We start from the raw sequence: 25993 nt of genomic DNA on the forward strand, positions 1-25993 counted from the left end.
CCAGTGAAAGCGGAAGGGATCCAGGCCGCGGCCTGGTTGCTCATCGCGTTCCCGCTGCTCGGGGCGGCGGTCCTCCTGCTCGGAGGACGCCGCACCGACAGGTGGGGACATCTCCTCGGCGTCGCGATGTCGCTCGCGTCGTTCGTCGTCGGCGCCGGGATGTTCGTCCAGATGCTCGGCTACGACGACGCCGAGCGGCGCCGCACGCTGCACCTGTGGAACTTCTTCGACGTCGGCTCGCTGCACGTCGGGATGGACCTGCTGGTCGACCCGCTGTCGATCAGCTTCGTGCTGCTGATCACGGGCGTCGGCTCGCTGATCCACATCTACTCCATCGGCTACATGGCCCATGACGAGGACCGGCGGAGGTTCTTCGCCTACCTCAACCTGTTCGTCGCGGCGATGCTCCTGCTGGTGCTCGGCGCGAACTACGTCGTGCTGTTCCTCGGCTGGGAGGGCGTGGGTCTCGCGTCCTACCTGCTGATCGGGTTCTGGCAGTTCAAGCCGACCGCCGCGGTCGCCGCGAAGAAGGCGTTCGTGGTGAACCGCGTCGGCGACCTCGGCCTGGTCACCGCGATCATGCTGATGTTCGCCACGTTCAACTCGGTCGACTTCACCACGATCCTCGGCACCGGCACCGAGCACCTGGGCCTGGCGGCGAAGCTGTCGTCCGGCGTCGCGACCGCGCTCGGGCTCCTGCTCCTGCTCGGCGCGTGCGGCAAGTCGGCGCAGCTCCCGCTGCAGTCGTGGCTGCTGGACGCGATGGAGGGCCCGACCCCGGTGTCGGCGCTGATCCACGCGGCGACCATGGTCACCGCGGGCGTCTACCTGATCGTCCGGTCGGCCCCGATCTTCGAGATGTCGCCGGACGCCCAGCTCGTCGTGACCATCGTCGGCGCGGCCACGCTGATCGCCGGTGCGATCATCGGGTGCGGCAAGGACGACATCAAGAAGGCGCTGGCCGGCTCGACGATGTCGCAGATCGGCTACATGACCCTCGCCGCCGGGCTCGGCAAGGCGGGCTACGCCCTCGCCATCGCGCACCTCATCGCGCACGGCTTCTTCAAGGCGGGCCTGTTCCTCGGCGCCGGATCGGTCATGCACGCGACCGGCGACGACGTGAACATGCGGCACTACGGCGCCCTGCGCAAGCTCATGTACGTCACCTACGGGACGTTCGGGCTCGGGTACCTCGCGATCATCGGGTGCCCGCCGTTCTCCGGCTTCTTCACCAAGGACGGGATCATCGAGGCGGCCTACAACAAGGGCGGGACGTCGGGGGCGATCCTCGGCACCTGCGCCCTGGTGGGCGCGGGCGTCACGGCCTACTACATGTCGCGCGTGATGTTCATGACGTTCTTCGGCGAGAAGCGCTGGCAGGAGGACGTCCACCCGCACGAGTCGCCCAAGGTGATGACGATCCCGCTGATCCTGCTGGCCTTCGGGTCGGTGTTCGCGGGCGGGTTCCTCGTCCTCGGCGGGTTCTCCGACTTCCTGGCCCCCGTGGTCGGCGAGTCGGAGGAGCACGGCTTCAACCCGTTCACCGCCCCGGGCATCGCGACCTTCGTCCTGATGCTCGCCGGTGTCGCGATCGCGTGGCGGCAGTACGGGGCGCGGCCGGTTCCGGTCGAGGCCCCCGCCGGGTCGTTCCTCACCCGGGCCGCTCGCCGCGACCTCTACGGTGACGCCATCAACGAGTCGCTGCTGATGCGGCCCGGCCAGTGGCTGACCCGGCTCGCCGTCTGGTTCGACAACCGCGGCGTGGACGGAGCGGTGAACGGCATCGCCGCCGGCGTCGGCGGAACGTCCGGACGGATCCGCAGGGTCCAGACCGGGTTCGCCCGCTCCTACGCCCTCTCGATGTACCTCGGCGCGGCGATCGTGGTCGCCGCCCTCCTGGTGGTGAACGTCTCATGACCGACTTCCCCTGGCTGACCGTCCTCATCGCGCTGCCCGCCGTCGGCGCGCTGCTGGTGGGGCTGCTGCCGCGCGAGAACGAGTCGCTGGCCAAGCGGGCCGCGCTCGGGATCTCGCTGGTCGAGGCCGTCCTGGCGATCGTGATGACGACCGCGTTCAAGGTCGGCGGCGACCGGTTCCAGTTCACCGAGAAGTACTGGTGGATCAAGCAGTTCGGCGTGCACTGGGCGGTCGGCGTCGACGGCGTCGCGCTCGTGCTCGTCCTGCTGTCGGTGATCCTCGTCCCGCTCGTGATCATCGCGTCCTGGGACGAGGCGGGCCGCTCCGGCGGCACCGACGCCGCTCCGCCGAAGCGCTCGGCGAAGATCTACTTCGCGCTGATCCTGGCGCTCGAGGCGATGATGGTCGGCGTCTTCGCGGCGACCGACGTCTTCCTCTTCTACGTCTTCTTCGAGGCGATGCTCATCCCGGTGTACTTCATCATCGGGTCCTACGGCGGTCCGCAGCGGTCCTACGCGGCCGTGAAGTTCCTGCTGTACTCGCTGTTCGGCGGGCTGCTCATGCTCGTCGCCGTCGTCTGGCTCTACCCGCTGTCGCAGGAGAAGCTCGGCCACGGCACGTTCATGTTCGAAGAGCTGAACAAGATGCACGTGGACGGCATGACGGCCAAGTGGCTGTTCCTCGGCTTCTTCGTCGCGTTCGCGATCAAGGCGCCGATGGTGCCCGTCCACACCTGGCTGCCGGACGCCGCGGCGCAGTCCCCGGCGGGCGCGCTGGTGCTCGTCGTGGGCGTGCTCGACAAGGTCGGCACCTACGGGATGCTCCGGTTCTGCCTGGAGCTGTTCCCCGGCGCGGCCAAGTGGGCGACCCCGGTCGTCCTCGCGTTCGCGGTGGTCAGCATCGTGTACGGCGCGGTCCTGGCGATCGGGCAGGTCGACCTGAAGCGGCTGGTGGCCTACACCTCGGTGTCGCACTTCGGGTTCATCGTGCTCGGCATCTTCGCCATGACCTCGCAGGGCCAGTCCGGCGCGACGCTGTACATGGTGAACCACGGGTTCTCCACCGGCGCGCTGTTCCTGCTGGTCGGCTTCATGATCTCGCGGCGGAACTCGGCGCGGATCGACGCGTTCGGCGGTGTGCAGAAGGTCGCCCCGGTGCTCGCCGGGACGTTCCTGGTGGCGGGCCTGTCCGGGCTGTCGCTGCCGGGTCTGTCGACCTTCGTGTCCGAGCTGATGGTGCTCATCGGCACGTTCAGCAGGCACCGGCTCCCGGCCGTGCTCGCCGCGTCCGGGATCGTGCTCGCCGCGATCTACATCCTGTGGACCTACCAGCGGACCATGGGCGGCCCCGCCCGCGAGGAGGTCAAGGGCATGCCCGACCTCTCCCTGCGGGAGAAGGTCGCGGTCGCCCCGATCATCGCGATCATCGTGGCGATGGGCCTGTTCCCCCAGCCGGTGCTCAAGGCCATCAACCCCTCCGTCAAGGAGGGGCTGGCCCGGGTGGAGGTCCACGACCCGGCCCCGAAGATCACCGGTAACGTCGCCGAGAACGGAGCCCGGCCGTGAGTGTGTCAATGGTCGCCGCGGGACTCGCGGCAGCCCCGTCCGGCGTGGAGAAGTTCCCCGCGCCGATCGTCGAGTACCACCTGGTCGCTCCGATGCTGCTCGTCTTCGGCGCGGCGATCGTCGGGGTGCTCGTCGAGGCGTTCGTCGGCCGGAGCCACCGCTACCGGGTGCAGGCCCCGCTCGCCGCGGCCGGCCTGGTCATCGCGTTCCTCTGGACGGTCTACCTGGCCGGTGGGCTCGCCTGGACCGGCATCGGGTTCCTGGACCCGGACGAGAAGGCGTTCCACGCCGCGGCGATGGGCGCCATCGGCGTGGACGGCCCGACCCTGCTGATCCAGGGCACCATCCTCGTGCTCGCCTGCCTGTCGCTGCTGCTCATCGCCGAGCGGCGGCACAGCAGCTTCGCCGCGCAGGCGGCGGCGCTGCCGGGCACCGAGGCCGAGCAGGAGACGATGGCGTCCGGGTTCACCCAGACCGAGGTGTTCCCGCTGATGATGTTCGCGGTCGGGGGCATGCTGATGTTCCCCGCCTCGAACGACCTGCTGACGATGTTCGCCGCGCTGGAGATCATGTCGCTGCCGCTGTACCTGCTGTGCGGCCTGGCCCGGCGCCGCCGCCTGCTGTCGCAGGAGGCCGCGGTCAAGTACTTCCTGCTCGGCGCGTTCTCCTCGGCGTTCTTCCTGTACGGGACGGCGCTGCTGTACGGCTACGCCGGCTCGGTCCGGCTGGCGGTCATCTCCGCGCAGCTCGGCAGGGACGCGGGCAGCGAGACGCTGATGCTCGCGGGCGTGGCGCTCCTGTCGGTCGGCCTGCTGTTCAAGATCGGCGCGGTGCCGTTCCACATGTGGAAGCCGGACGTCTACCAGGGCGCCCCGACCCCGATCACCGCGCTGATGGCGTCCTGCACGCTCGTCTCGGCGTTCGGCGCGCTGATGCGCGTCTACTATGTCGGGTTCGAGACGCTCCGGTGGGACTGGCGGCCGTTCACGTGGGGTGTGGCGATTCTCACGATGATCGCCGGCGCGATCATCGCGATCACCCAGACCGACCTGAAGCGTCTGCTGGCCTACTCGTCCATCGCGCACGCCGGATTCCTGCTCACCGGGATCATCGCGGTGACGCGGGACGGCCTTGCGGGCGCGCTGTTCTACCTGGTCGCCTACGGCTTCACCACGATCGGCGCGTTCGCGGTGATCACGATGGTGCGGGACGGCGGCGGGGAGGCGGCGCACCTGTCCCGGTGGGCCGGCCTGGGCCGGAGGTCTCCGGTGGTGGCGGGCGTTTTCTCCTTCTTCCTGCTAGCCTTCGCCGGAATTCCGTTGACGTCCGGCTTCACGGGGAAGTTCGCGGTGTTCAAGGCGGCGGTCGAGGGACACGCGACCCCGCTGGTGGTCGTCGGCGTCCTGTCGTCGGCGGTCGCCGCGTTCTTCTACGTCCGGGTCATCGTGGTGATGTTCTTCAGCGAGCCCGAGGCGGACGGTCCGACCGTGGTCGCGGGCCCGATGACCGCGGCTGCCGTGACGCTCGGCGTGGCGGCTACTGTGGTACTCGGCGTCCTGCCCCAGCCCATGCTGGATCTGGCGGGACACGCCGCGACACAGATGTTCGTCCGGTAGTGCTCCGTAGGGGGTTTGGGTGAGTAGCGCCGTTCCGTTCGGTCTGCCCGAAGGGCTGACCTCAGATGTGCGGGAGCGGCTCGCCGCGGTGGAGGAGATGCTGCTCTCCTCCGTGCGGGGCGAGGATCCGTTGCTCTCCGAGGCCTCCAAGCACCTCGTCGACGCGGGGGGCAAGCGGTTCCGGCCGATGCTGGTGCTGCTCGCCTCCCACTTCGGCTCCCCGGACGCGCCGGGCGTGGTCCCGGCGGCCGTCGTCGTCGAGCTGACCCACCTGGCGACGCTCTACCACGACGACGTGATGGACGAGGCGACCGTCCGTCGCGGGCAGGAGTCGGCGAACTCGCGGTGGAACAACACCGTCGCGATCCTCACCGGCGACTACCTGTTCGCGCGGGCCTCGGACCTGCTGGCCGACCTCGGTCCCGAGGCCGTCCGCATCCAGGCGCGCGCGTTCGCCCGGCTCGTCCGCGGCCAGATCCAGGAGACCGTGGGCCCCGCCGAGGGCGTGGACCCGCTCAAGCACTACCTGTCGGTCATGGCCGACAAGACCGGCTCGCTGATCGCGGTCTCCGGCCAGTTCGGCGCGCTGCTCGCCGGCGCCTCGCCCGCGGTCGTGGACACCATCACGTCCGCGTGCGAGAAGATCGGCATCGCCTTCCAGCTCTCCGACGACATCCTCGACATCGCGTCCGAGACCGAGGAGTCGGGCAAGACGCCGGGCACCGACCTGCGCGAGGGCATCCGCACGCTACCGATGCACCTGGTCCTTGAAGGCGTCGGCTCCGGCCCGGACGACGAGCGGCTCCGCGAGCTGCTGGTCGCCGACCTCACCGACGACGCCCTGCACGCCGAGGCGCTCGCGCTGCTCCGCGCCCACCCGGCGATGGAGCGTGCGCGCGCCGACATGCGCTCCTGGGCCGAGGACGCGCGCGCCGACCTGCTCACGCTCCCGGACATCCCGGCGCGGGACGCCTTCATCGGCCTCTGCGACTACGTCGTCTCCCGCACCGGCTGACGCTCACGCTCAGAACAGGAAAGGCCCTCCGAGGAGGGCCTTTTCTCATGCTCGGGGGCTCGGTTCACGCGCGGAACTCGAGCTCGAGCGGGGGCGCGGGCGTGGGTTCAGCGGACGCCCGGCAGCGCCGAGGGGATGACCGAGGGCCACGGCTTGTTCGAGACGCGGAGTTTGGTGACCAGGGTGCGGCTCCCGCAGTGGACCGTCACCTTGTAGCTGCCGGACTTCACGCCGTGCTTCACGACGACCTTGGCCTCGCCGTTCGCGCCCTTGCCGAAGACGGGGACGTCCTTGGTGAACGCCTTCGAGTGCACCCAGTGACGCTTCTTGCCGACCGAGCACTTCAGGACGTCGATCTGGACGTGCTGCCCGGGCTGGGCGACGGAGGGGCTGAAGCTGACGTCGCGGGACGCCGCGGTGGCCTCGTCGGTGGCGGGGGCGAGCAGGCCGGCTCCGACGATGGCCGCTCCGACGACGGCCGTGCTGAGCAGACGCAACCGGGGCTCCTCGGGGGGTTCGAGTGGATGTCTGGGAGTGTGATCTCCCGCACTCTAGCGGGTGCGGGCATCTCACTCTATAGACAGGTTTAAACCGCCGATGGTTGTCGGATTCCTCAGGAAACTTTCAGGGTTTTCCCTGTCTGCCGGAGGACGTCCGCATCGTCCGAGGTCAGCGCCGGGTGGCGTCAGGTGGCGGGCTCGGCGATCGGGTCGGCCAGCGCGGGCGCCGGCGTCTGGCGGGCGAGGCGGCGGGTGCGGCGTCCGGTGAGCAGACCGTCCACCGTGAGGACGATCAGCGCGGCCCAGACGAGGAGGAACCCGGCCCAGCGGCTCGCGGGCATCTCCTCGTGCTGCACGAGCAGGCCGATGAGGAACTGCAGGATGGGCGCGAGGTACTGGAGCAGCCCCAGCGTGCTCATCGGCACCCGAACCGCCGAGGCGTTGAACAGCAGCAGCGGGACCGCGGTCACGACGCCCGCCGCGGCGAGCAGCGCCATGTTCCCGGCGCCGTGGTGGCCGAACGCCGCCGTTCCGTTCGCCTGCATCACGATCGACACCGCCGCCGCCGGGACGAACATGACGGTCGTCTCCACCGCCAGCCCCTCCGCGGACGGCATGGAGGCGAACTTCTTCAGCAGCCCGTAGACGCCGAACGAGCAGGCGAGGACCAGGGCGATGTAGGGGAGCCGTCCGTAGTCCACCGAGAGGACCGCGACCGCCGCCGTCCCGAGGCCGACCGCGGCCCACTGCCACCGGCGCAGCCGCTCCCGGAAGATGAGCACCCCGAACAGGATGCTGATCAGCGGGTTGATGAAGTAGCCGAGGGACCCCTCGATCGTCTTCCCGGTGTTCACCGCGTAGATGTAGACGCACCAGTTGACCGAGATGAGCACCGACGCGAGCGCCAGCATCCAGAGTTTCCTGCGGTCCAGCGTCCGGATCCAGGACCAGTTGCGCCCGAAGGCGAGGATCACCACGATCGCGACGAGCGACCACATGATGCGGTGCGAAACGATCTCCACCGCGTTGGCGGGCTTCAGCAGAGGCCAGTAGAGCGGGAACAGTCCCCAGAGAACGTACGCAGCGACACCGAACACCATTCCGCGACGGTTGACCACAAAAGGCACGTTATCAGGACGTAAGCAGTCAATCCATGTGACGCTGATGACTGCCACGGAACGGACGACGGCCCCCTTCACGGCGGACGATCCGGGCGTCGCGGACGTAGTCTGAGAGACATGTTCGGCTTCGCGAAGACCCAGATGGTCGCCCCTGAGAAGGCCCTGCCCGGCCGGGACGAGCCGATGCCCGTCCCGTCCCGCCACGAGGTCCTGGGCACCCCCCTCACCCCGCCGTACCCCGACCACGCCGAGATCGCGGACTTCGCGCTCGGCTGCTTCTGGGGCGCCGAGCGCAAGTTCTGGCAGACCGACGGCGTGATCACCACCGCCGCGGGCTACCAGGGCGGCCACACCCCCAACCCCACCTACGAAGAGGTCTGCTCCGGCCAGACCGGCCACACCGAGGCCGTCCGCGTCGTCTACGACCCCGCCAGGGTCTCCTACGAGACCCTCCTCAAGGTCTTCTGGGAGTCCCACGACCCCACCCAGGGCATGCGCCAGGGCAACGACGTCGGCACCCAGTACCGCTCGGCGATCTTCACCCACTCCGAGGCCCAGCAGGCCCAGGCCGAAGCCTCCAGGGCCGCCTACCAGCAGACCCTCACCGCCGCCGGCTACCCCGAGATCACCACCGAGCTGACGAAGGCCCCACCCTTCTACTTCGCCGAGCCCTACCACCAGCAGTACCTCTCCGACACCAAGAACCCCAACGGCTACTGCGGCCTAGGCGGCACCGGCCTCACCTGCCCCGTAGGCGTCGCCCCCGCCGAGTGAGCGCAAACGAGACGGGCCGCCTGGTTCGCGCGCTCGTGGTAGAGGACAGGGAGGTGATCGCACTCCTTGATCTGCAAGTCCTGGCGCGGGAGAACGCCGGGCGGGGCTTCAAGGACAGTGAGCCGACCTACGGCGTCCTCGCCTGCCTGCGCTGCTGGGAGATCCTGATCTCCCGGATGGAGGACGGATGGCCTCGCCAGGACTACTACATGGTGGACGAGTACCTGCTTGATCTTGGTGTTCGAGATCGCATTGAGAGCTTCCTCAGCGACATGCCGTCGTCCCTGCGTACCAAGGTCGGTCGTTGCGTGGAGCGACTCGACACACGTTTCCGAGCCGTCACCCGCGAAGACAACGGGGCAGAGTTGTCGAAGTACTGGCTTCCTCTGGCTGAGGGCAGCGAAGTCCGCTGGTGGTGGACGCGATGCCCCACCGAGTTGCCGCCCGGATGGTGAATGACGTTCCTGGCCTGCGCGAGGCTCCCAAGGGTCGGCTTCTACTCGGCCTCGGTCGAGGGGGCGCCGGGCTCGTTTGACCCCGGTCACTTCCCAGCCTGGTGATCCTCTGAGGCTCACCGAGTATCGTCACTTGGCACTGAGGGCCTGAGGGGATTGGCCTGTCGTGCCCGTGGACATGCCCCGCCGGGCAATGCAAAGGGAGCCGAGTGCCTGTGGACAAGGCCGGTTGGTACGGAGTGCGTTGCTTGTTCCGCTGGTCGCAGGAGGTGGGGCGGCCTTACGAGGAGAGCATCACCGTTTGGCGGGCGGCTTCCTTCGATGACGCGATCGCGAAGGCGGAGTCTGAGGCGTGTGAGCGTGCCGCCCTGCTTGGCGGAGAGTATCTAGGACTGGCGCAGGCGTATCTCATCGGGGATGAGCCGCCAGGCGATGGGGCCGAAGTCTTCTCGCTTATACGTGAGAGTGCCTTCGAGCCGGACGCCTACCTCACGCGGTTCTTCGACACGGGAGACGAACGCCAGGGCGAGACCGCGTCGACCGACTCGTGAGCAGCTCAGCCTCCGGGGCCATGTGCCCGGCGTTGCGACCTTTACTGGCGTCCCTGCGTTCGCCGGGACGGGGCACTTGGCAGGGAGGACAGGAGGCACCGGCTCACCTGCCCCGTAGGCGTCGCCCCCCCCCCCCCCCGGAGGAGTAAGGCATGGTGCGGGAGCACGCTTGGCGGGGGCGTAGAGGCAGGTTCCGGCAGGTGGGCGGGAGCTTGCTCGGGGAGGGTGGCTGCTGGGGTTGATAATGACTGGCCGAAGGGAATCGGTCGGCCTCACTATCGACGGCATGGGAGAACCACAGCACAGGGTTCGTGCTCTTTACACGGCGTCCACGATCACCGTCTATCAGGCGTACGGTCCTGAGATCGGGGTGCCTGCAGCGCGCGAGGGCCGGTTTCCTTCGGCTTGGAAGCGGGATCGGATGACGTGGATCAAGCCGTCCTTCCTGTGGATGATGTACCGCTGTGGCTGGGGTACGAAGGCTGGGCAGGAGACCGTCCTCGCGGTCGAGATCACTCGCGGGGGGTTCGAGTGGGCGCTGCAGCACTCGTGTCTGTCGCATTACGTGCCCGGACCGCACCCGGATCGCGATGCTTGGCAGCGGCAGGTCAAGCGCGCACCGGCGCGCGTCCAGTGGGATCCCGAGCGTGACCTGCACCTGCGGCCCCTGCCTCACCGCTCCCTGCAACTCGGGCTCTCCGGTGAGGCCGCACGACGTTACGCGGACGAGTGGATCGTCTCCATCGACGACGTGACACCGCTTGTCCATGAGATCCACGCGCTCGTTCAGGGGCGTGATCAGGATTCCGCGACTCGACTACTGCCGAAGGAGCGTCCGTACCCCTCCGGGGACGACCTCCTGGCACACATCGGAGGATGAACGGCCTGCCGGTTGCCCGGGATTGGGGTCGAGGAGGCAGCGGAGCGGGCTTTGTGGGCTTGATGGGCGGAGGTTCGGCGGAGGGCTGACCGTGCGCTTGACGAGATTGCCTTGCTTACCTGGTTGGTATTCCGGGTCCCGGAGAGCTCTAGGGTGATCGCCCGTTTCGGCTGTTGGGGTTAGCCGGGGCCGCCTTGGGTGGCGGACCACCACCAGAGCCAGAGTAGGAACAGGGTGGTGAGGACGCCCAGGAGCAGTGGCCAGTTGAAGCCGGCCTTTCTGGCGGTTCGGGTGCGGGGCATGGGTGTTCCTTCGGTCGGGTGGGCAGGGACGGGTTTGCGTGAGCGCTTTTTGCGGCGTGAGACCAGGAATGTGGCCACTGCGGCGGCGGTTGCGGTTCCGGCGAGGATTGGCCAGGTGAGAGCCGCTTTCCTGCCGGTTCGGCGGCGGACCATGGGCGCCTCGCTTCCTTCATGGGGAAGATGCGGCGAAGGTGGGGCGGGTAATCCCACGGGCGCGCAAAGTGGCGATGATCGGGGTGGCCGAGCCCAGGGTTCGGGCACATTGTGACCATGACGGATGCAGATCTGCGGGTTGAAATGCGCCTGGAGGTGGCGCTGGGGGACACGGCCATCGCCGTGGGGTCCGGGGACGTTCCGGTCCTGGCGACGCCCAGGGTGGTGGCGCTGTTCGAGGCGGCCACGGTTCGGGCGCTCGAAGGACGGCTTGATGTGGCGGAGACGTCGGTCGGGACGCGGGTGGAGGTCGATCACCTGGTGGCGAGTCCGGTGGGAGCGCGCGTGGCGATCATCGCCGAGCTGATCGAGCGGGACGGGCGGCGCGTGGTGTTCGACGTCCGGGCCGTGGGGGAGGACGGGACGGTGCTGGCCACCGGGCGAGTGCAGCGCGTTGTGGTGGACCGGGAGCGGTTTCTCGCGCGTGTTCGCGCATAGCGAACAAAGGGTGGCGGAGCGCCGAGCCCTTCAGGAGAAGGGGATCCGGCGCTCGGCCCGGTGGTTCCGCCGGCGGCGGAAGGGTGATGTCAGTACGGCAGGAGGCGGCCCGAGGGCGTCCTGAGGTCGAGCGGGCTCGGTTGACGTGGGGGTCGCGGGCGTTTGACGAGCTGCTGCCGTGCCATGGTGATCATCTCCCCCGTCGGGCCGGGTTTAACCCGTTCGATCGAGCCGATGTCGCGCTCACCTCGTTCGACGTGGCCGCCGAGCGTCAGGTTCGACGAGCTTATGCGACGTCCTTCTGCCCGTTCGACCGATTTTCCGGAAGCCGGTCATGCTCCGCGTGGCGGGTGGGTCGCCCGGAGTGAGGGGATCGGAGATCGTTTCGGGGGTGTCAGGAGACGATGTCGCGGTTGCGGAAGCGGCGGAACGCCAGCGCCAGCAGGACGAGGGCGTAGGCGACCGAGATCGTGGCGCCCTTGATCATGCCGGTCCACTGGATCTGCGGCTGGAGCGCGTCCGTCCACGCGTACATCCAGTGGGTGGGCAGGAAGTCGCGCCAGCCGCCGAGCGCGGTCACCGCGTCCAGGATGTTGCTGACGATCACCAGGCCGACCGCGCCGCCGACCGCGCCGAGCGGCGAGTCGGTCAGGACCGACAGCAGGAACGCCAGCGCCGCCACCACCAGCTCGCTGACCAGGGCATAGGCGATGACGATCCCCATCCGGCCGAGCGCGGTGCCGACCGGGACGGTGCCGCCGGTCGGCAGCCGCACGTCGTGCCAGCCGAACGCGACGGTTCCCGCGACCAGCGACATCAGCGGCAGGCTGACGACCGCGACGGTCGCGTACGCGAGCCCGACGATCAGCTTCTGGCGGAGCAGCCGGGCGCGCGGGACGGGCGCGGCGAGCAGGTAGCGCAGGGACGACCAGCTCGCCTCGCTCGCGACGGTGTCGCCGCAGAACAGGGCCACCGCGACGACGAGCAGGAAGCCCGCCGACACGAACAGGGCGAAGAGGGCGAAGTTCAGCGCGCCGGAGGTCGCGACGTCCACCAGTGCGGGCGCGCCCTGCCGGGACGAGTCGCCGCCGATCTCGAACGCGGCGACCAGCACCCAGGGGAGGATCAGCAGGATCGCGAACGCCAGCAATGTCCGGCGTCGCCGGAACTGTCGTATCGCCTCCACGCGCAGCGGCAGCGTCCGCCCGACCGCGTACCCGGTGGACGAACCGTCCGCCGCGTGCGGGGTGCCCGGGGTTTCGGACGGGCCCGGGACGACGGTTCCGGACGGGGGGGCGCTGCCGTTGAGAGGCGCGGTTCCGGTCATGATCCCTCTCCGATGATCTCCAGGAACGCGTCCTCCAGGCGGCGTCCGGTGCCGGTGATCTCGCTGACCGGGCCCGCCGCGACGCGCCGTCCGCCGGCCATGACCACCGCGTGCGTGCAGCTCTGCTCGACCTCGGCGAGCAGGTGGCTGGACACGATCACGGTCCGGCCGGACGCGGCGTACCGCACCAGCACCTCGCGCATCTCGCGGATCTGCGGCGGGTCCAGGCCGTTGGTCGGCTCGTCCAGGACGAGCAGGTCGGGCAGCCCGAGCATGGCCTGCGCGATGGCGAGGCGCTGCCGCATGCCCTGCGAGTAGGTGCGGACGGCCCGGTCGAGCGCGGCGCCGAGGTCCGCGATCTCCAGGGCCTCCTCGAGGTGCGCGGATCCGGCCGGACGGCCCGTCGCCCGCCAGTACAGGTCGAGGTTGTCGCGCCCGGACAGGTGCGGCAGGAACCCCGGGCCCTCGACGAACGACCCGAGCCGCGACAGCACCGGCGCGCCCGGAGTCACCCGGTGCCCGAAGATCCGGATCTCGCCCTCGTCCGGATGGATCAGCCCCATCAGCATGCGCAGCGTCGTCGTCTTCCCCGCGCCGTTCGGACCCAGCAGCCCGAGCACCTGCCCGCGCTCGACCCGGAACGACAACTCCGACACGGCGCGGTAGCCGTTCGAGTAGGCCTTGGTCAGCCCACTGATCTCCAACGGCACGTCGGCCAGGCCGGGATCGAAGGCGGCCTTGGCCGGTCGACGCTCCGGACCGTCCGTGAGCGCCTTCGAACCGTTGGCGCCTGCCGACGCGCCGCTGCCCGCACCGACCTTGTCGGTTTGGGCGCCACGACGGGCCGGGCTGTTGCCGTCCGCCTGTGCATCGGGGGCTGGGTTGCCCTCGTTCGGGTGCGAGCCATTGCCTGTGCTTGTGGCGCTGGGGGTCTTGGTGGGTTTGGTGGTTTCGTCGGGCTGTGGAGCCGTGATCGTGGCGGTTGCTTTGGCCTGCGCCTTGGCGGGTTTGGCTGTGCGCGGCTCGGAGCCTGTGGCGGGGGCCGGGAGGATCGGCTTTCGGCGGCCGGTGAGGAGGATTCCGGCGGCGATCGCGGCGGCGGCCACAGGAAGGGCCCAGACCCAGGCGGGGAGCGGGGCGGCCGGGGTGCGCAGCGACGGGACGGACGGGACGGTGATGCCCGACGTGGCCGCGACCGTGTACGACGCGGGCTTGGGTGGCGTCGCGAAGCCCATGTCGGTCGTCGAGACGACGACACGGATCCGGTGGCCCGCCTCGAAGCGGTAGTCGAGTGCGGGCAGCGTGACGGTCACGTCGTCCGATGAGGACACGTGGAAGGGCGCGGCGAGCCGCCGGGCCGGGGTGGCGCCCCCGCCCGGTGCGACGTCGTAGAGCTTGGCGAACAGCGACGCGCCGTCCGACGGGACGTTCGTGACCTTGAGGCGCAGGGACGCGGCCCCCGTGAGCTGGACCGCCCCGGTGAGCGCAGGCGTGTCGAACACGGCCGACTGGCCTGGGACGTCCAGCGTGAAGCCGCCCCCACCGCCGGAACCGCCCCTGCTGCCCGTGCCGCCACGGCCACCGTCGTTGCCGCCACCGGCGCCGTCGTCACCGCTGCCGCCGCCCATGACCTGGCCGCCGAGCGAGCCCAGCGCGTCCAGGCCGCCGAGGCCGGGCAGCGCGGAGATCGACGCCGGGGTGCCGCCCGCCGGGTTCTGGACGGTCTGTGCCGCTCCCCTCAACGGCAGCGTCCGCGGGTTCGCCGACAGCCCCGGATACGTCCCGGTGGACGCGGCGCGCACGACCACACGCTGGCTGGACGAGTCGATACCGCCCGCACGCGTCACAGTGAATCCGTCGCCCGTCGCGCCGCCGCCTTGGGTGGGAGGTGGCTTCGGGCCTTTCGCGGTGGCCGTTGGCGTGTTGCTCTTCAGGTAGGTGTCGAACCAGGTGCGTACATAGCCCTCCAGTCGGCTCGTCTCGGGATCGCCGCCATCATGTCCCCCCTGATACCAAACGGTTCGGACGGGCGAATCGTTGTGGGCGATCGCGCGCGCGTTCGCATCCGCCTGGTCCAAGGGGAACAATGAGTCGGATTGTCCCTGGATGAGCAGCGAGGGGACCCGGATTCGGGTGGCCACAACCATCGGACTGGACCTGGCCAGAAGGCTCAACGCCTCCGGCGTCGGACGTCCGGACTCGGCGACCTGCTGGTACATCGTGCACAGCGCGGGCAGGAAGCGGCCGCAGGCGGAACCGTCCGCGCCGCTGGTGAAGAAGAGCCCGGCCCACAGCTTCTTGAAGACGCCGGCGCCCGGGCCCCGGCCGGTCGCGTTGGGGAAGAAGACGTCGGGCAGGCTGTACCAGGTGATGCGCGGGGCGATGGCGTCCACGCGGCGGTCGAAGCCCGCGGTCATCAGCGCGATCGCGCCGCCGTAGGACTCGCCGGTCATGCCCACGCGCGGGTCGCCCGGGCCGTCCAGCCGGACCTCGGGACGGCGCGCCAGCCAGTCGACCAGCTGCCGGACGTCCTTGACCTCGTAGTCGGGGGAGTTCAGCGCGATCTGCCCGGTCGAGCGGCCGAAACCGCGCGCCGACCAGGTCAGCACCGCGTAGCCGTCGCGGGCCAGCCGCCGCGCCTCGGCGCGCATGTCGTCCTTGGTGCCGCCGAACCCGTGCCCGAGCAGGATCGCCGGGGAGCGTCCGCTCCCGGCCGGACGGTAGAACGCCGTGTCCAGCCGGACCTGCTGGTCGTCGCGCGGCCCGTCCACCACGGAGATCCACTGCTCGGACGAGGCGACCGCGCGCCCGTCCGACGCGGCGACCCCGTAGGCCAGGCCGCCCGCGGCGGCCAGGGCCACGGCGCCTCCGGCGGCCGTCCAGCGCCGTCCCCGGCCTCCGATGGCCGCCCAGCGTCGTACGAATCCCCCGCCCAGCCGCATATCCGGAAGACTACGCGGCCGTCCGCGCCGGCCGCTCGGCCGCTGGTCCAGGTCGATCATGCGCCCGGTGGCGTACCGGCGGCCCGGCCGTCCTCCTCAGGCAGGACCCGGCGCGGCCACCTGGCCGTCCGTCCGGTCGCCGGAGCCGAGACCGTCCGCGCAGCCGCCGGAACCGGAGTCGTCCGCGCGGTCGCCGGAACCAGGGTCGTCCGCGTGGTTGCCCGAACCGGGGTCGTCCGCGCGGTTGCCGGAACCGGGGTCGTCCGCGTGGACGGCGAGGGCGGCGGCGAACATCAGGGTCAGGCGTTCGGTGAGGTCGGCGCGGTCGATGGAGCGCAGGTCGTCGATGACGAGCATCCGCCGGACCGGGCCGCCGCCCATGATGACCAGGGCGGCCACGGTCGCGCGGGCGCGCCGGTCCGGGCCGGTGAGCTTGGCGACCAGCGGCTCGACCAGCACGTCGTTCATGTGCTCGCGCAGGATCGCCTGGACCTCGGGGTTGCCGACCGAGCGGTCCAGCATCCGGACGAGCGGGCTCGGCGGGGCCCGGTGCGTCTGCCGGGCGACGTGCTCGGCCAGCCGCCGGGGGAGGTCCGCGGCGTCCGGCGTCCCGGTGATCACCTCGCGCAGTGCCGACTCGCCCCTCAGGACCCGTCCGAACAGCCCGGACTTCGACCCGAAGTAGCGGTTGACCAGCGCGACGTTCGCGCCCGCCGCGGCGGCGATCATCCGGACGGTCACCCCGTCGTAGCCGTGCTCCCCGAACAGGTCGCGCGCCGCGTCCAGCAGCCGCCGCTCGGTCGCCTCGCGGTTCCGCTTCCGGGTGACGTGCTCCTCGCCGGCCACACCGGCCGCATCAGCCGTGGGGGTGGGCTCGTGGCGGGCGCCGCCCGGCGGGTTGCTCATGAGGTCGGTCATCGCTCCCGGCTCCAACGTGATCCTGATCGCTTCCAGTATCCCCGCGTTGCAAGTAAACGGACGTCTACATAAGATATATGCAAAACACAGGTAATCGATGGACAGGAGACGGAGTGGCTCAGACCGGCATGGTGCCGCGGAGTCCAGGTGCGGCGACGGCCGGGCACGCGGCGGCGCCGGCGCGGTACTCGCACCGGCAGATCCTGGAGATCCTCTCCGGGTTGATGATCGCGATGCTGACCACGATGATCTCGACATCGGTGGTCGGCACCGCGCTGCCGACGATCGTCGGGGACCTCGGCGGCCAGGACCAGCTGTCCTGGGTGGCGAGCGCGTCGCTGCTGACGATGACCGCCTCGACCCCGCTGTGGGGCAAGCTGTCGGACATCCTCGGCCGCAAGCTGATGTTCCAGTCGGCGCTGGTCATCTTCGTCCTGGCGTCGGTCGGCGCCGGACTGTCGCAGAACATCGGCCAGCTCATCGGGGCCCGTGCGCTCCAGGGCCTCGGCGTCGGCGGCGTGTCCGCGCTGGCGCAGGTCATCCTCGGCGACGTCGTCCCGCCTCGCGAGCGCGGCCGCTACTCCGGCTACATGGGCGCGGTGTTCGGCGTCGCGACCGTCGCCGGGCCGATGCTCGGCGGCTTCATCGTGGACGCCGACGGACTCGGCTGGCGCTGGTGCTTCTACGTCTGCGTCCCGCTGGCGATCATCGCGCTCGCGGTCATGCAGAAGGTGCTGAAGCTCCCGAAGGTCAAGCGGGACACCCGCATCGACATCTTCGGCGCCTTCACCATCACCGGCGCGGCGACCGTCGTCATGCTGATCCTCACCATGGGCGGCAAGGAGTTCGACTGGAACTCCACGTGGACCTACGTCCTCGCGGCCGTCGCGGTCGTCCTGCTGATCGGCGCGGTGGTCGCCGAGCGCGCGGCGCGTGAGCCGATCCTGCCGCCGCGGCTGTTCCGCAACCCGACCTTCGTGCTCTGCTCGATCGCCTCGCTGGCCGTCGGCGTCGCGATGTTCGGCGCGATGATCTACCTGCCGCAGTACCTGCAGATCGTCAAGGGCATGTCGCCCACGGGGTCCGGCCTGATGACCCTGCCGATGGTGGCGGCCATGTTCGTCACCTCGACCGGATCCGGCCAGATCGTCACCCGTCTCGGCCGCTACAAGTGGTTCCCGGTCGTCGGCCTCGCGCTGGTCGCCAGCTCGATGTTCCTGCTGTCGCGTCTGCACGTCGACTCCAGCAAGCTGGTCATCGGCGCGGACATCGCGGTCCTCGGCGCGGGCCTCGGCCTCACCCTGCAGATCATGATCCTGGCCGCGCAGAACGCCGCAGCGGTCACCGACCTCGCCGCCACCACTTCCGGCGTCTCCTTCTTCCGGAACCTCGGCGGCGCGATCGGCACCGCCGCGTTCGGCGCGATCCTCAACAACCGGCTCACGCACCACCTCGCGGAGGGCCTGACCGCCGCGCACGTCCGTCCTCCGGCGGGCGGCACCTCGCTCGGCACGCCGGACGCCGTCCAGCACCTGCCCGAACCGTTCAAGGGCATCGTCCTGGAGGCGTTCACCCAGTCGCTGCAGACGGTGTTCCTGGTGGGCGTCCCGGTCGCGGCGGTCGGATTCGTCGTGGTCCTCTTCCTGAAGGAGCTGCCGCTGCGCGGCTCGTCCGCGATCAGCGCCGACAAGGCCCCGGGCGCGTCCGCCGCCGCCCCCGCTCCGGCGGACGCCCCGGCCTCCACGTCCCCCAACGGGCGGCACGCACGGACCGGGCAGGAACTCGCGGCCGTCGGCGCTTCCACGCCGTCCGCGACTGCCCTGACCAGCGCGAACGGCGCGTCCGTGAACGGATCGTCCTCGAATGGCTCGTCTGTGGACGGTGCCTCGGCGGGCGGCGCGTCCGCGAGCGGCGCGTCGGTGGCCGAGGTCGTCCCGTCGTCCACAGAGGTGGGCGCCGGTGGTGGTGTGACGGTCAAGGGCGTCGTTCGCGGCGGGGATGGATCGCCCGTCGAGTCCGCCGCGCTGACCCTCATCGACGTGAGCGGACGCCAGCTCGGCCGCGCCCTCACCGGGGCGGACGGCGGGTACGCGCTCGACACCCCCGGCCCCGGCACGTACGTGCTGATCGCCGCGACCGGCGGGCACGAGCCGCAGGCCGCGACCCTGGTCGTCGGAGACCGTCCGGTGGAGTTCGACCTGGTCCTGGCCGGGAACGGCGGGCTCGCCGGGACCGTGTCCGGCGCGGACGGCACTCCGCTCGACGCCGCGACCGTCGTCGTCACGGACGTCCGGGGCGAGGTCGTCGGCACCGGACGAACCGGCACGAACGGCGAATACCAGTTCCAGGACGTCGCCGCCGGTTCCTACACGATCGCGGTCAGCGCCGCCGGGCACCGTCCCGCAGCGCTCCAGGTCGAGGTGTCGGGGAACGGCCTGACCAGGCAGGACGTCCGGCTTCCGGCGGGTGTGCACGTGCGCGGCGTCGTCCGCGACGAGGCCGGGCTCCCGGTCGGCAGGGCCCGCGTCACCCTGGTGGACGCCGCGGGCAACGTCGCCGCGCTCAGCACCACCGGGCCGGACGGCGAGTACGCCTTCACCGACCTGACCGGCGGCCAGTACACGGTGATCGCGTCCGGGTATCCGCCGGTCGCCACCGGGCTCAACCTGTCCGGCGGCAGCCTGGACGGCCACGACCTCCACCTCGGCCACCCCGAGCAGTGAGCCCCCAGGGCCGTTCGTGCGGGGCGGCCCCGGGCCCACTGCCTCAAGGGCGAACGCCGCTCCTGAGGCGTACTGAGACTGCCCCGATGCGTGATGAGGAGCCGCTCAGGGGCGTCGCGAAACCCCCGGAGCGGCGGACTGTCCGCACCTTTCAGTCCGCCGCTCCGGGCTTGTTTTGAACGTTCACAAGTCACGAGGAAAGGCGATTACGGAATGCGGGCGTTTCGGCATGGATGACAGCCAGGGGCTGCGCGCTGCGGTGCGGACCAGGGACGGATGGGCCGTTCCGCATGCCGTCGTGACCGTCACCGACATGACGGGCGCACAGGTCGCGCGGGAGCAGGCGGAGGAGAACGGCGACCTCGCAGCGTCCGCACCACCGCCGGGGACCTACACGGCGATCGTGACGGCCGTGGGCTACGCGCCGTCCGCGTCCACTCTGATCGTCACCGCGTCCGGACGCGCCGACCTCGGCACGATCGTCCTCGCGCGCACGGGCGGCGTCGAACTCCCGCCGCCCGGTCCGTGGACGATCGATCCGGCGCACTCGTCCGTCGCCGCGATCGCCCAGCACCTCGGCCTGTCCAGCGTCCGAGGCCGATTCGCCTCCTTCGAAGGACGCGTCGACATCGCCGAGCCGGTCGAGAATTCGCAGGTCATCGCCCGCATCGACGCCGCGTCCATCGACACCGGCACCAGGACGCGCGACGAGCACCTGCGCTCGGCCGACTTCCTCAACGTGGCCGACCACCCGGTCATCGAATACCGCGGCGACGGTCTCACCCCGCGAGGCACCGACCGCTGGACCGTCCACGGCCACCTCGCCCTCAACGGCCACACCCGCCCGGTCGACCTGGACCTCACCTACCTCGGCACCGGGCCCGACCCGTGGGGCGGTGTCCGGGCCGCCTTTCGCGCCACCACCCGGCTCCGCCGCGTCGACTTCGGCATCCGCTTCAACCAGGTCCTCGAGGCGGGCATCGCGGCCGTCGGCGACAGCATCAAGATCGAACTGGAGATCCAGGCAGCTCAGGGCACTTCTCTCCCCAGCTGACCCGGAGTTATCCACAGCTTGTGGATTGCCTTGAGGGTGCGCGTCCCCTGCGGCGACGATGGAAGCGAAGTCGTCGATCCGCGCACAGGGGAAGGAGCTCTCGATGAGCTTTCGGTACAAGCGGGCGTTTTCGGGACGCCGGTCGGAGGTCCGGGGTCAGTGGCCCTTGAGGTCGCGCACCAGCCGGGTGGCGGAGGCGTGGTCCGGCGTGCCGGTGATCACGACCTTGCCGTCGGTGATGGCCATCTCGACGCGCGGCGCGGTGATCAGGCGATTACCGATGACGAACGCGACGTCCCGCCCGACGGTCGAGCGGGTGAGCTGGGCGAACGCCTTCCGGTCGGAGGGACGCAGCGTGACCGCGACGTCGTAGGCGCCGCCGGTGCGTCCGCGCTGGACGCGCAGGTCGGTGACCTTGCGGATGGCCATGCCCTGGGTGAGCTGGTAGCAGACCAGACCCGTGGTGGTCTGCCCGGTCACGCCCTGCGTCCCCGCCTGACACTGGCCCGGGCTCGTCTGTGCCACCGGGAAGATCTGCAGCGGCGAGGCCAGTGCGACGGGACGGTTTCGCATCGAGTTCGCGATCAGCCCACCCGTCACGGCGACGGCGGCGATCAGGATGCCCAGCGTCAGCACCATCGTGACGAGAGCCGCGCGATGCTCGCGAGCCGCCTGGTCCCGTCCGTCCTGCTTGGCATGCCCGCCGCGCAGCTCGGCACGACTCCGCTTGACCTCGGCCGCCTCCCGCTGCCGCGCCTTCGCCCGCGCCCGCCGCCGCGCGACATCCCCGTCCTCGTCAACGTCCGCCCCCAGAACGATCGCCGAAGCACCCCCCACCCCAGGGCCGGCAACCCCCGCCCCACCCTGCCCCAAGCCACCCCGGCCCGCGCGGCCGTGGCCCACGTCGTCCTGGCCCACGTCACCTCGGCCCGCGCGGCCATGGCCCGCGTCGTCCTGGCCCGTGCCGCCTCGGCCTGTGTCGCCTTGGGCCGCGTTGGCTCGGCCGACGTTGGCTCGGTCCGCGTTGGCTCGGTCCGCGTTGCGGTGGCCCCCCGCGGCTTGGCCCGTGTCGTCTTGGGCCGCGTTGCCTCGGCCGGTGTTGCTGCGGCTCTCCATGTCGGCTCGGTCAGCGTTGCCTCGGTTGGCCGCCTTACGACGACCAGCTTTACGGCGACCAGCTTTACTACGGCCTGCGTCGCTTTGGTTGGCGCCGCCTCGGGGGCCCGTGCCGCTTAGGTTCGCGTTGCCTTGGCCCGTGTCGCTTGGGTCTGCGTCGTCTCGGTCTGCGTTGGCTTGGTCCGTGTTGGCCTGGGCTGCGTCGTCCGCTGCGGCGCTAGGGGATGCCGCCTTGCGGCGTTCGGATGAGCCAAGGCTCGAAGGTTCGGTGGGCAGCGTTGCGGCCGATGCAGGCGCGCTGGGGTTGGCGGGGACGCTGGTGGCTGTGGAGTCGGTTGATGCCGGTGCGGTTGGTGCGGGCGCGTCTGAGGACAGGGCGCTGGAGGGTGTTGCTGCCTCGCCAGCGGACGAAGCGGGTGTCGCTGCGCCCGGGGCCGTTCTCGTGGCGGGTGGTGTGGCGCCCGCCTCAGAGGAGGTGGCCGGGTTCGTGGACGCTTCGGCGTCGTTGGCGGACCGGGGTGCCTTGCCGTGCTTCGCCTTTTGGCGGCTCTTCGCGCTGTGACGAGGGGAGTCGCCTGTTGCTCGCGTCTGGCTTGCAGGCTCGTCAAGGGGGGAGGTTGCCGACGGCGTCGCGGGACGAGGCTCGGTGGTCTCCGTTTGGGCGGAGGTCAGCCTTTGTTGCTGTGCGGCGGTGGCGGCCTGGAGGCGTTCGAGGCGCTTGCGTTCGCGGCGGCCCAGCTTCGGTGCCGTGGCGGAGGAGGATTGCTTCGGTGCCGAGGTCGGTGCGGGGGAGGAATGTCCAGCCGCGTGGGCGCCTTCGGTTCCGCGCCCCTGGTCACGCTGCTCGTCCGGGGCTTGGGGGTGGTCGTCGGACGTGGGGGTGTCGGGGGTGTCGCCCTGGCGGCGGCCCTTGAGGGCGTGCTCGGGCGTGGGATCGGCGGACGTGTCCTGACGATCCTTGCTGCGGCGCGGAACGACCCGCATCGTCACCTCCCCGACAGTTGATCTCCAAGTCTTGCAGGAAGGGGCCCGCCGACGCATCCCTTGAGGGAGCGGAGGTCGCGACACAGGCAAAACCGGCCATGAACAAGTGAGTAAAACCGGGCTTTGGGTGCGGGCGAAATTCGCTCCGACGGACAAAGCGCGTGCCGCGTGTTCCGACACGCGCCAACGAACCGCACACGGAGCCGCCGCGTGGCGACGTCCCGAAGGCGGACGTCGCCACGCGGTTCTCCCGGCCGCGTAGGCCATCAGATGGCCCCCGACCTCCGGGCCCTAGCTGGCGCCGAGGCCCTGCTGAGAACCGGGCGGCGCGACCGCTGGCGAGCGAATGCCGCAGGAAAGGGGGCTTCAGGTGGCCGAGGGGGCGTCCAGGGGCGGGGGAGGCGGCGAGTGGCCGTTCGGGAGGGATGGAGAAGGGGCCACGGCCCGCAGCGAAGAAGGCCGTCCGGGAGGGGCGAAGGGGCCAGGAGGGGTTGTGAGGGGCCCGTCCGGGAGGGGGTGAGGGGCCGGGCGGGGGGTGGGGCCGCCCGGCCCTTCGGGGGGTGGGTCAGTCGACTCGCCAGGTGTCGCCGCTGGCCAGGAGGGCGGCCAGGTCGCCCTTGCCCTGGGATTCGGCGGCCTCGTCGAGCTGGTCGCGCATCAGTTCGTCGTAGGACGGGCGGTCCACGTTGCGGAAGATGCCGATCGGGGTGTGCTCGAAGGCGGGGGAGTCGAGGCGGGACAGGGCGAACGCCTGGGACGGGTCGGGGTTGGACGCGTCGTGGACGGCGATCTCGGACGGGTCGACGTCCGCGGTGTTCACGACCTCGAACGAGCCGGTCCGGGTGCGGCGCAGGGCCTTCTGGCCCTCGGCGCCGAACACGATCGGCTGCTTGTCCTCGAGGCGGACGGTGATGTCGTCCCGCACCGAGGCGTCCTTGAGCGGGTCGAACGCGCCGTCGTTGAAGATGTTGCAGTTCTGGTAGATCTCGACGAGGGCGGTGCCGCGGTGCTCGGCCGCCGCGCGCAGCACCGAGTGGAGGTGCTTGCGGTCGGAGTCGATCGTCCGGGCGACGAAGGTGCCCTCCGCGCCGATCGCCAGCGAGAGCGGGTTGAACGGGGCGTCCAGCGAGCCCATCGGGGTGGACTTGGTGATCTTCCCGGTCTCGGAGGTGGGCGAGTACTGGCCCTTGGTCAGCCCGTAGATCCGGTTGTTGAACAGCAGGATCTTCAGGTTGACGTTGCGGCGCAGCGCGTGGATCAGGTGGTTGCCGCCGATCGACAGCGCGTCGCCGTCACCGGTGACGACCCACACCGACAGGTCGGGCCGGGAGGTGGCGAGGCCGGTGGCGATCGCCGGGGCGCGGCCGTGGATCGAGTGGAACCCGTAGGTGTTCATGTAGTACGGGAACCGGGACGAGCAGCCGATGCCGGAGACGAAGGTGATGTTCTCCCGGCGCAGCCCGAGCTCGGGCAGGAAGGACTGGACGGCCGCCAGGATCGCGTAGTCCCCGCAGCCGGGGCACCAGCGGACCTCCTGGTCGGTCTTGAAGTCCTTCATGGTCTGCTTGGCGTCGGTCTTCGGCACCAGCGACAGCGCGAGGGGGCCGCCGCCGTCGACGCCGCCACCGTTGACGCCGTGGCCGTTGATCTCACTCACTGTCGATCACATCCCGGATCACGCCCGCGAGCTCCTCGGCCTTGAAGGGCAGGCCGCGCACGCGGTTGTAGCTGACGACGTCGATGAGGAACCGGCCGCGCAGCAGCATCGCGAGCTGCCCGAGGTTGATCTCCGGCACCACGACCTTGTCGTAGGAACGGAGGACGGCCTCGGTGTTGGCCGGGAACGGGTTGAGGTGCCGCAGGTGCGCCTGGGCGATCGTGCCACCGGACTTGCGTACGCGCCGGACGGCCGCGGAGATCGCGCCGTACGTGCCGCCCCAGCCGAGCACCAGCACCCGGGCCTCGCCGGACGGGTCGTCCACCTCGAGCGGCTCGACGTCGTTCGCGATGCCGTCGACCTTGGCCTGCCGCAGGCGGACCATCTTGTCGTGGTTCGCCCCGTCGTAGGAGATGTTGCCGGACCCGTCGGCCTTCTCCAGGCCGCCGATCCGGTGCTCCAGGCCGGGGGTGCCGGGCACGGCCCACGGACGCGCGAGCGTCTCGGGGTCGCGCCTGAAGGGCTGGAAGTCGTCCTGGTCCGCCTCGGCGAAGCCCGGCTCGATCATCGGCAGGGAGTCGACCGCGGGGATCTTCCAGGGCTCGGAGCCGTTGGCGAGGTAGCCGTCCGACAGGACGATCACCGGGGTGCGGTACTTGACCGCGATCCGGGCGGCCTCCAGCGCGGCGTCGAAGCAGTCCGACGGGGAGCGCGGCGCGACAACCGGGACGGGGGCCTCGCCGTTGCGGCCGTACATGGCCTGCATGAGGTCGGCCTGCTCGGTCTTGGTCGGCAGACCCGTGGACGGCCCGGCCCGCTGCACGTCGATGACCAGCAGCGGAAGCTCGGTCGCGACCGCGAGGCCGATCGTCTCCGACTTCAGCGCGATGCCCGGCCCGGAGGTGGTGGTGACGCCGAGCGAGCCGCCGAAGGACGCGCCGAGCGCCGCTCCGACCGCCGCGATCTCGTCCTCGGCCTGGAACGTCCGGACGCCGAACCGCTTGTGCCGGGACAGCTCGTGCAGGATGTCGGAGGCCGGGGTGATCGGGTAGGAGCCGAGGAACACCGGCAGGCCGCTGCGCTCGCCGGCCGCGACCAGCCCGTAGGCCAGCGCGGTGTTGCCGGTGATGTTGCGGTACAGGCCGGGCGCGTGCTCGGCGGGCTTGATCTCGTACTGGACGGAGAACGCCTCGGTGGTCTCGCCGAACGACCAGCCCGCCTGGAAGGCCGCGATGTTGGCCTTCATGATCTCGGGCTTCTTGGCGAACTTACGTTCCAGAAAGGAGACCGTGCCCTCGGTGGGACGGTGGTAGAGCCAGCACAGAAGCCCGAGGGCGAACATGTTCTTGGCCCGCTCGGCGTCCTTCTTGGAGATGTCGAAGTCCGCGAGCGCCTTGACCGTCATCGAGGTGAGCGGCAGCGCGTGCACCCGAAACTCGCTGAGCGACTCGTCCTCGACCGGGCTCGCCGCGTACCCGACCTTGGCCAGGTTCCGCTTGGTGAACTCGTCGGTGTTGACGATCAGGTCGGCGCCGCGCGGCAGGTCGCCGAGGTTGGCCTTGAGCGCCGCCGGGTTCATCGCGACGAGCACGTTCGGCGCGTCGCCGGGGGTCAGGATGTCGTGGTCGGCGAAGTGCAACTGGAAGCTGGACACGCCGGGGAGGGTGCCGGCCGGGGCGCGGATCTCGGCCGGGAAGTTCGGCAGGGTCGACAAGTCGTTGCCGAACGCCGCCGTCTCCTGGGTGAAGCGGTCACCGGTCAACTGCATACCGTCACCGGAGTCACCGGCGAAGCGGATGATGACGCGGTCGAGTTGCTGGACCTGTTTGGTCACAGAGGAAGACCTCCTCGACGCGCAGCGTCCGTCCCGGAGGAGGAAACCGGGATCATGGCGCTACTTAGGCTTACCTTCATCGTATGTCCGG

Annotated in this window: 21 protein-coding genes; 12 read left to right on the forward strand and 9 right to left on the reverse strand. The window is 70.4% G+C overall.

Features of this window, described 5'->3' with window-relative positions; all coding sequences use genetic code 11:
• The first annotated feature begins 3 nt into the window (after positions 1-3).
• Genes nuoL through P696_RS0123350 form a run of 4 tightly spaced genes read left to right on the forward strand, consistent with a single transcriptional unit; the run spans position 4 to position 6113 of the window.
• On the forward strand, positions 4-1917 hold the full coding sequence (nuoL, locus tag P696_RS0123335) for an NADH-quinone oxidoreductase subunit L (protein WP_026414233.1): 1914 nt from the start codon (positions 4-6) through the stop codon (positions 1915-1917).
• Complete coding sequence (locus P696_RS0123340) at positions 1914-3482, forward strand: NADH-quinone oxidoreductase subunit M (RefSeq protein ID WP_026414234.1); 1569 nt, start codon at positions 1914-1916, stop codon at positions 3480-3482. The genes nuoL and P696_RS0123340 overlap by 4 nt, the downstream gene beginning before the upstream one ends.
• 8 nt (positions 3483-3490) lie before the next feature.
• The gene (nuoN, locus tag P696_RS0123345; RefSeq protein WP_034486329.1) at positions 3491-5098 is read left to right on the forward strand and encodes an NADH-quinone oxidoreductase subunit NuoN; all 1608 of its coding nucleotides are present in this window, start codon (positions 3491-3493) and stop codon (positions 5096-5098) included.
• Positions 5099-5117: 19 nt separating this feature from the next.
• Complete coding sequence (locus P696_RS0123350; protein ID WP_026414236.1) at positions 5118-6113, forward strand: polyprenyl synthetase family protein; 996 nt, start codon at positions 5118-5120, stop codon at positions 6111-6113.
• A gap of 107 nt (positions 6114-6220) precedes the next feature.
• Here P696_RS0123350 and P696_RS0123355 read toward each other — a convergent pair whose 3' ends face one another.
• Both P696_RS0123355 and rarD read right to left on the reverse strand, forming a co-directional pair.
• Positions 6221-6610 carry a hypothetical protein gene (locus P696_RS0123355; RefSeq protein WP_026414237.1) on the reverse strand — a complete coding sequence of 130 codons (390 nt, stop codon included), beginning with the start codon at positions 6608-6610 and terminating at the stop codon, positions 6221-6223.
• Positions 6611-6798: 188 nt separating this feature from the next.
• Entirely contained in the window at positions 6799-7713 is a 915-nt protein-coding gene (gene rarD / locus P696_RS0123360) for an EamA family transporter RarD (protein WP_034486332.1), read from the reverse strand.
• 138 nt (positions 7714-7851) lie between these two features.
• Here rarD and msrA point away from each other — a divergent pair, with 138 nt between their 5' ends.
• From msrA to P696_RS0123380, 4 genes are all read left to right on the forward strand, one after another.
• Positions 7852-8508 (forward strand): peptide-methionine (S)-S-oxide reductase MsrA, encoded by a 657-nt coding sequence (gene msrA, locus P696_RS0123365; protein ID WP_026414239.1) that lies wholly within the window; start codon positions 7852-7854, stop codon positions 8506-8508.
• Positions 8509-8561: 53 nt separating this feature from the next.
• Positions 8562-8963 carry a hypothetical protein gene (locus P696_RS0123370; RefSeq protein ID WP_157429868.1) on the forward strand — a complete coding sequence of 134 codons (402 nt, stop codon included), beginning with the start codon at positions 8562-8564 and terminating at the stop codon, positions 8961-8963.
• A 209-nt stretch (positions 8964-9172) separates the two neighbouring features.
• Positions 9173-9514, forward strand: a complete 342-nt coding sequence (locus P696_RS47545) for a hypothetical protein (protein ID WP_211245830.1) — start codon at positions 9173-9175, stop codon at positions 9512-9514.
• Positions 9515-9800: 286 nt separating this feature from the next.
• Positions 9801-10394 carry a DUF4291 domain-containing protein gene (locus P696_RS0123380; RefSeq protein ID WP_026414241.1) on the forward strand — a complete coding sequence of 198 codons (594 nt, stop codon included), beginning with the start codon at positions 9801-9803 and terminating at the stop codon, positions 10392-10394.
• A gap of 179 nt (positions 10395-10573) precedes the next feature.
• Here the strand turns inward: P696_RS0123380 and P696_RS58845 are convergent, their stop codons facing one another.
• Positions 10574-10696, reverse strand: coding sequence for a hypothetical protein (locus tag P696_RS58845; RefSeq protein ID WP_281174979.1), 123 nt, complete (start codon positions 10694-10696; stop codon positions 10574-10576).
• A 270-nt stretch (positions 10697-10966) separates the two neighbouring features.
• On the opposite strand from P696_RS58845, the gene P696_RS0123390 reads away from it, so the two are divergent.
• The gene (locus P696_RS0123390; RefSeq protein ID WP_051468071.1) at positions 10967-11347 is read left to right on the forward strand and encodes a thioesterase family protein; all 381 of its coding nucleotides are present in this window, start codon (positions 10967-10969) and stop codon (positions 11345-11347) included.
• Positions 11348-11741: 394 nt separating this feature from the next.
• Here P696_RS0123390 and P696_RS0123395 read toward each other — a convergent pair whose 3' ends face one another.
• The 3 genes from P696_RS0123395 to P696_RS47555 all read right to left on the reverse strand — a co-directional run bounded on the left by P696_RS0123395 (position 11742) and on the right by P696_RS47555 (position 16534).
• Entirely contained in the window at positions 11742-12674 is a 933-nt protein-coding gene (locus tag P696_RS0123395; protein WP_034486335.1) for an ABC transporter permease, read from the reverse strand.
• Positions 12671-15616 carry an alpha/beta fold hydrolase gene (locus P696_RS58310; protein WP_051468037.1) on the reverse strand — a complete coding sequence of 982 codons (2946 nt, stop codon included), beginning with the start codon at positions 15614-15616 and terminating at the stop codon, positions 12671-12673. Before P696_RS58310 ends, P696_RS0123395 begins: the two co-directional genes overlap by 4 nt.
• A gap of 96 nt (positions 15617-15712) precedes the next feature.
• Entirely contained in the window at positions 15713-16534 is an 822-nt protein-coding gene (locus tag P696_RS47555; RefSeq protein WP_064744094.1) for a TetR/AcrR family transcriptional regulator, read from the reverse strand.
• 128 nt (positions 16535-16662) lie between these two features.
• On the opposite strand from P696_RS47555, the gene P696_RS59105 reads away from it, so the two are divergent.
• Both P696_RS59105 and P696_RS0123415 read left to right on the forward strand, forming a co-directional pair.
• Positions 16663-19257: an MFS transporter gene (locus tag P696_RS59105; protein WP_084338000.1), complete on the forward strand. Its 2595-nt coding sequence runs from the start codon at positions 16663-16665 to the stop codon at positions 19255-19257.
• 229 nt (positions 19258-19486) lie between these two features.
• On the forward strand, positions 19487-20311 hold the full coding sequence (locus tag P696_RS0123415) for a YceI family protein (RefSeq protein ID WP_026414245.1): 825 nt from the start codon (positions 19487-19489) through the stop codon (positions 20309-20311).
• A 156-nt stretch (positions 20312-20467) separates the two neighbouring features.
• Here the strand turns inward: P696_RS0123415 and P696_RS47560 are convergent, their stop codons facing one another.
• The gene (locus tag P696_RS47560) at positions 20468-21148 is read right to left on the reverse strand and encodes a SecDF P1 head subdomain-containing protein (RefSeq protein WP_157429870.1); all 681 of its coding nucleotides are present in this window, start codon (positions 21146-21148) and stop codon (positions 20468-20470) included.
• A 1074-nt stretch (positions 21149-22222) separates the two neighbouring features.
• On the opposite strand from P696_RS47560, the gene P696_RS0123435 reads away from it, so the two are divergent.
• Positions 22223-22432 carry a hypothetical protein gene (locus tag P696_RS0123435; RefSeq protein WP_026414248.1) on the forward strand — a complete coding sequence of 70 codons (210 nt, stop codon included), beginning with the start codon at positions 22223-22225 and terminating at the stop codon, positions 22430-22432.
• Positions 22433-22976: 544 nt separating this feature from the next.
• Here P696_RS0123435 and P696_RS0123440 read toward each other — a convergent pair.
• Both P696_RS0123440 and P696_RS0123445 read right to left on the reverse strand, forming a co-directional pair.
• Complete coding sequence (locus tag P696_RS0123440; protein ID WP_026414249.1) at positions 22977-24059, reverse strand: 2-oxoacid:ferredoxin oxidoreductase subunit beta; 1083 nt, start codon at positions 24057-24059, stop codon at positions 22977-22979.
• Between the two features lies 1 nt (position 24060).
• The gene (locus P696_RS0123445) at positions 24061-25902 is read right to left on the reverse strand and encodes a 2-oxoacid:acceptor oxidoreductase subunit alpha (RefSeq protein WP_026414250.1); all 1842 of its coding nucleotides are present in this window, start codon (positions 25900-25902) and stop codon (positions 24061-24063) included.
• Positions 25903-25993 lie beyond the last annotated feature (91 nt).

Source organism: Actinomadura oligospora ATCC 43269 (genome assembly GCF_000518265.1).
Lineage (GTDB): Bacteria > Actinomycetota > Actinomycetes > Streptosporangiales > Streptosporangiaceae > Spirillospora > Spirillospora oligospora.

Coding starts and splice junctions, on each gene's coding strand:
- rarD (WP_034486332.1), bottom strand. CDS start 7,713: ATGGTGTTCGGTGTCGCTGCGTACGTTCTCTGGGGACTGTTCCCGCTC.
- P696_RS58845 (WP_281174979.1), bottom strand. CDS start 10,696: ATGCCCCGCACCCGAACCGCCAGAAAGGCCGGCTTCAACTGGCCACTG.
- nuoN (WP_034486329.1), top strand. CDS start 3,491: ATGGTCGCCGCGGGACTCGCGGCAGCCCCGTCCGGCGTGGAGAAGTTC.
- P696_RS0123380 (WP_026414241.1), top strand. CDS start 9,801: ATGGGAGAACCACAGCACAGGGTTCGTGCTCTTTACACGGCGTCCACG.
- msrA (WP_026414239.1), top strand. CDS start 7,852: ATGTTCGGCTTCGCGAAGACCCAGATGGTCGCCCCTGAGAAGGCCCTG.
- P696_RS47555 (WP_064744094.1), bottom strand. CDS start 16,534: ATGACCGACCTCATGAGCAACCCGCCGGGCGGCGCCCGCCACGAGCCC.
- P696_RS59105 (WP_084338000.1), top strand. CDS start 16,663: ATGGTGCCGCGGAGTCCAGGTGCGGCGACGGCCGGGCACGCGGCGGCG.
- P696_RS0123395 (WP_034486335.1), bottom strand. CDS start 12,674: ATGACCGGAACCGCGCCTCTCAACGGCAGCGCCCCCCCGTCCGGAACC.
- P696_RS58310 (WP_051468037.1), bottom strand. CDS start 15,616: ATGCGGCTGGGCGGGGGATTCGTACGACGCTGGGCGGCCATCGGAGGC.
- P696_RS0123435 (WP_026414248.1), top strand. CDS start 22,223: ATGTCCAGCCGCGTGGGCGCCTTCGGTTCCGCGCCCCTGGTCACGCTG.
- P696_RS0123415 (WP_026414245.1), top strand. CDS start 19,487: ATGGATGACAGCCAGGGGCTGCGCGCTGCGGTGCGGACCAGGGACGGA.
- P696_RS0123340 (WP_026414234.1), top strand. CDS start 1,914: ATGACCGACTTCCCCTGGCTGACCGTCCTCATCGCGCTGCCCGCCGTC.
- P696_RS0123390 (WP_051468071.1), top strand. CDS start 10,967: ATGACGGATGCAGATCTGCGGGTTGAAATGCGCCTGGAGGTGGCGCTG.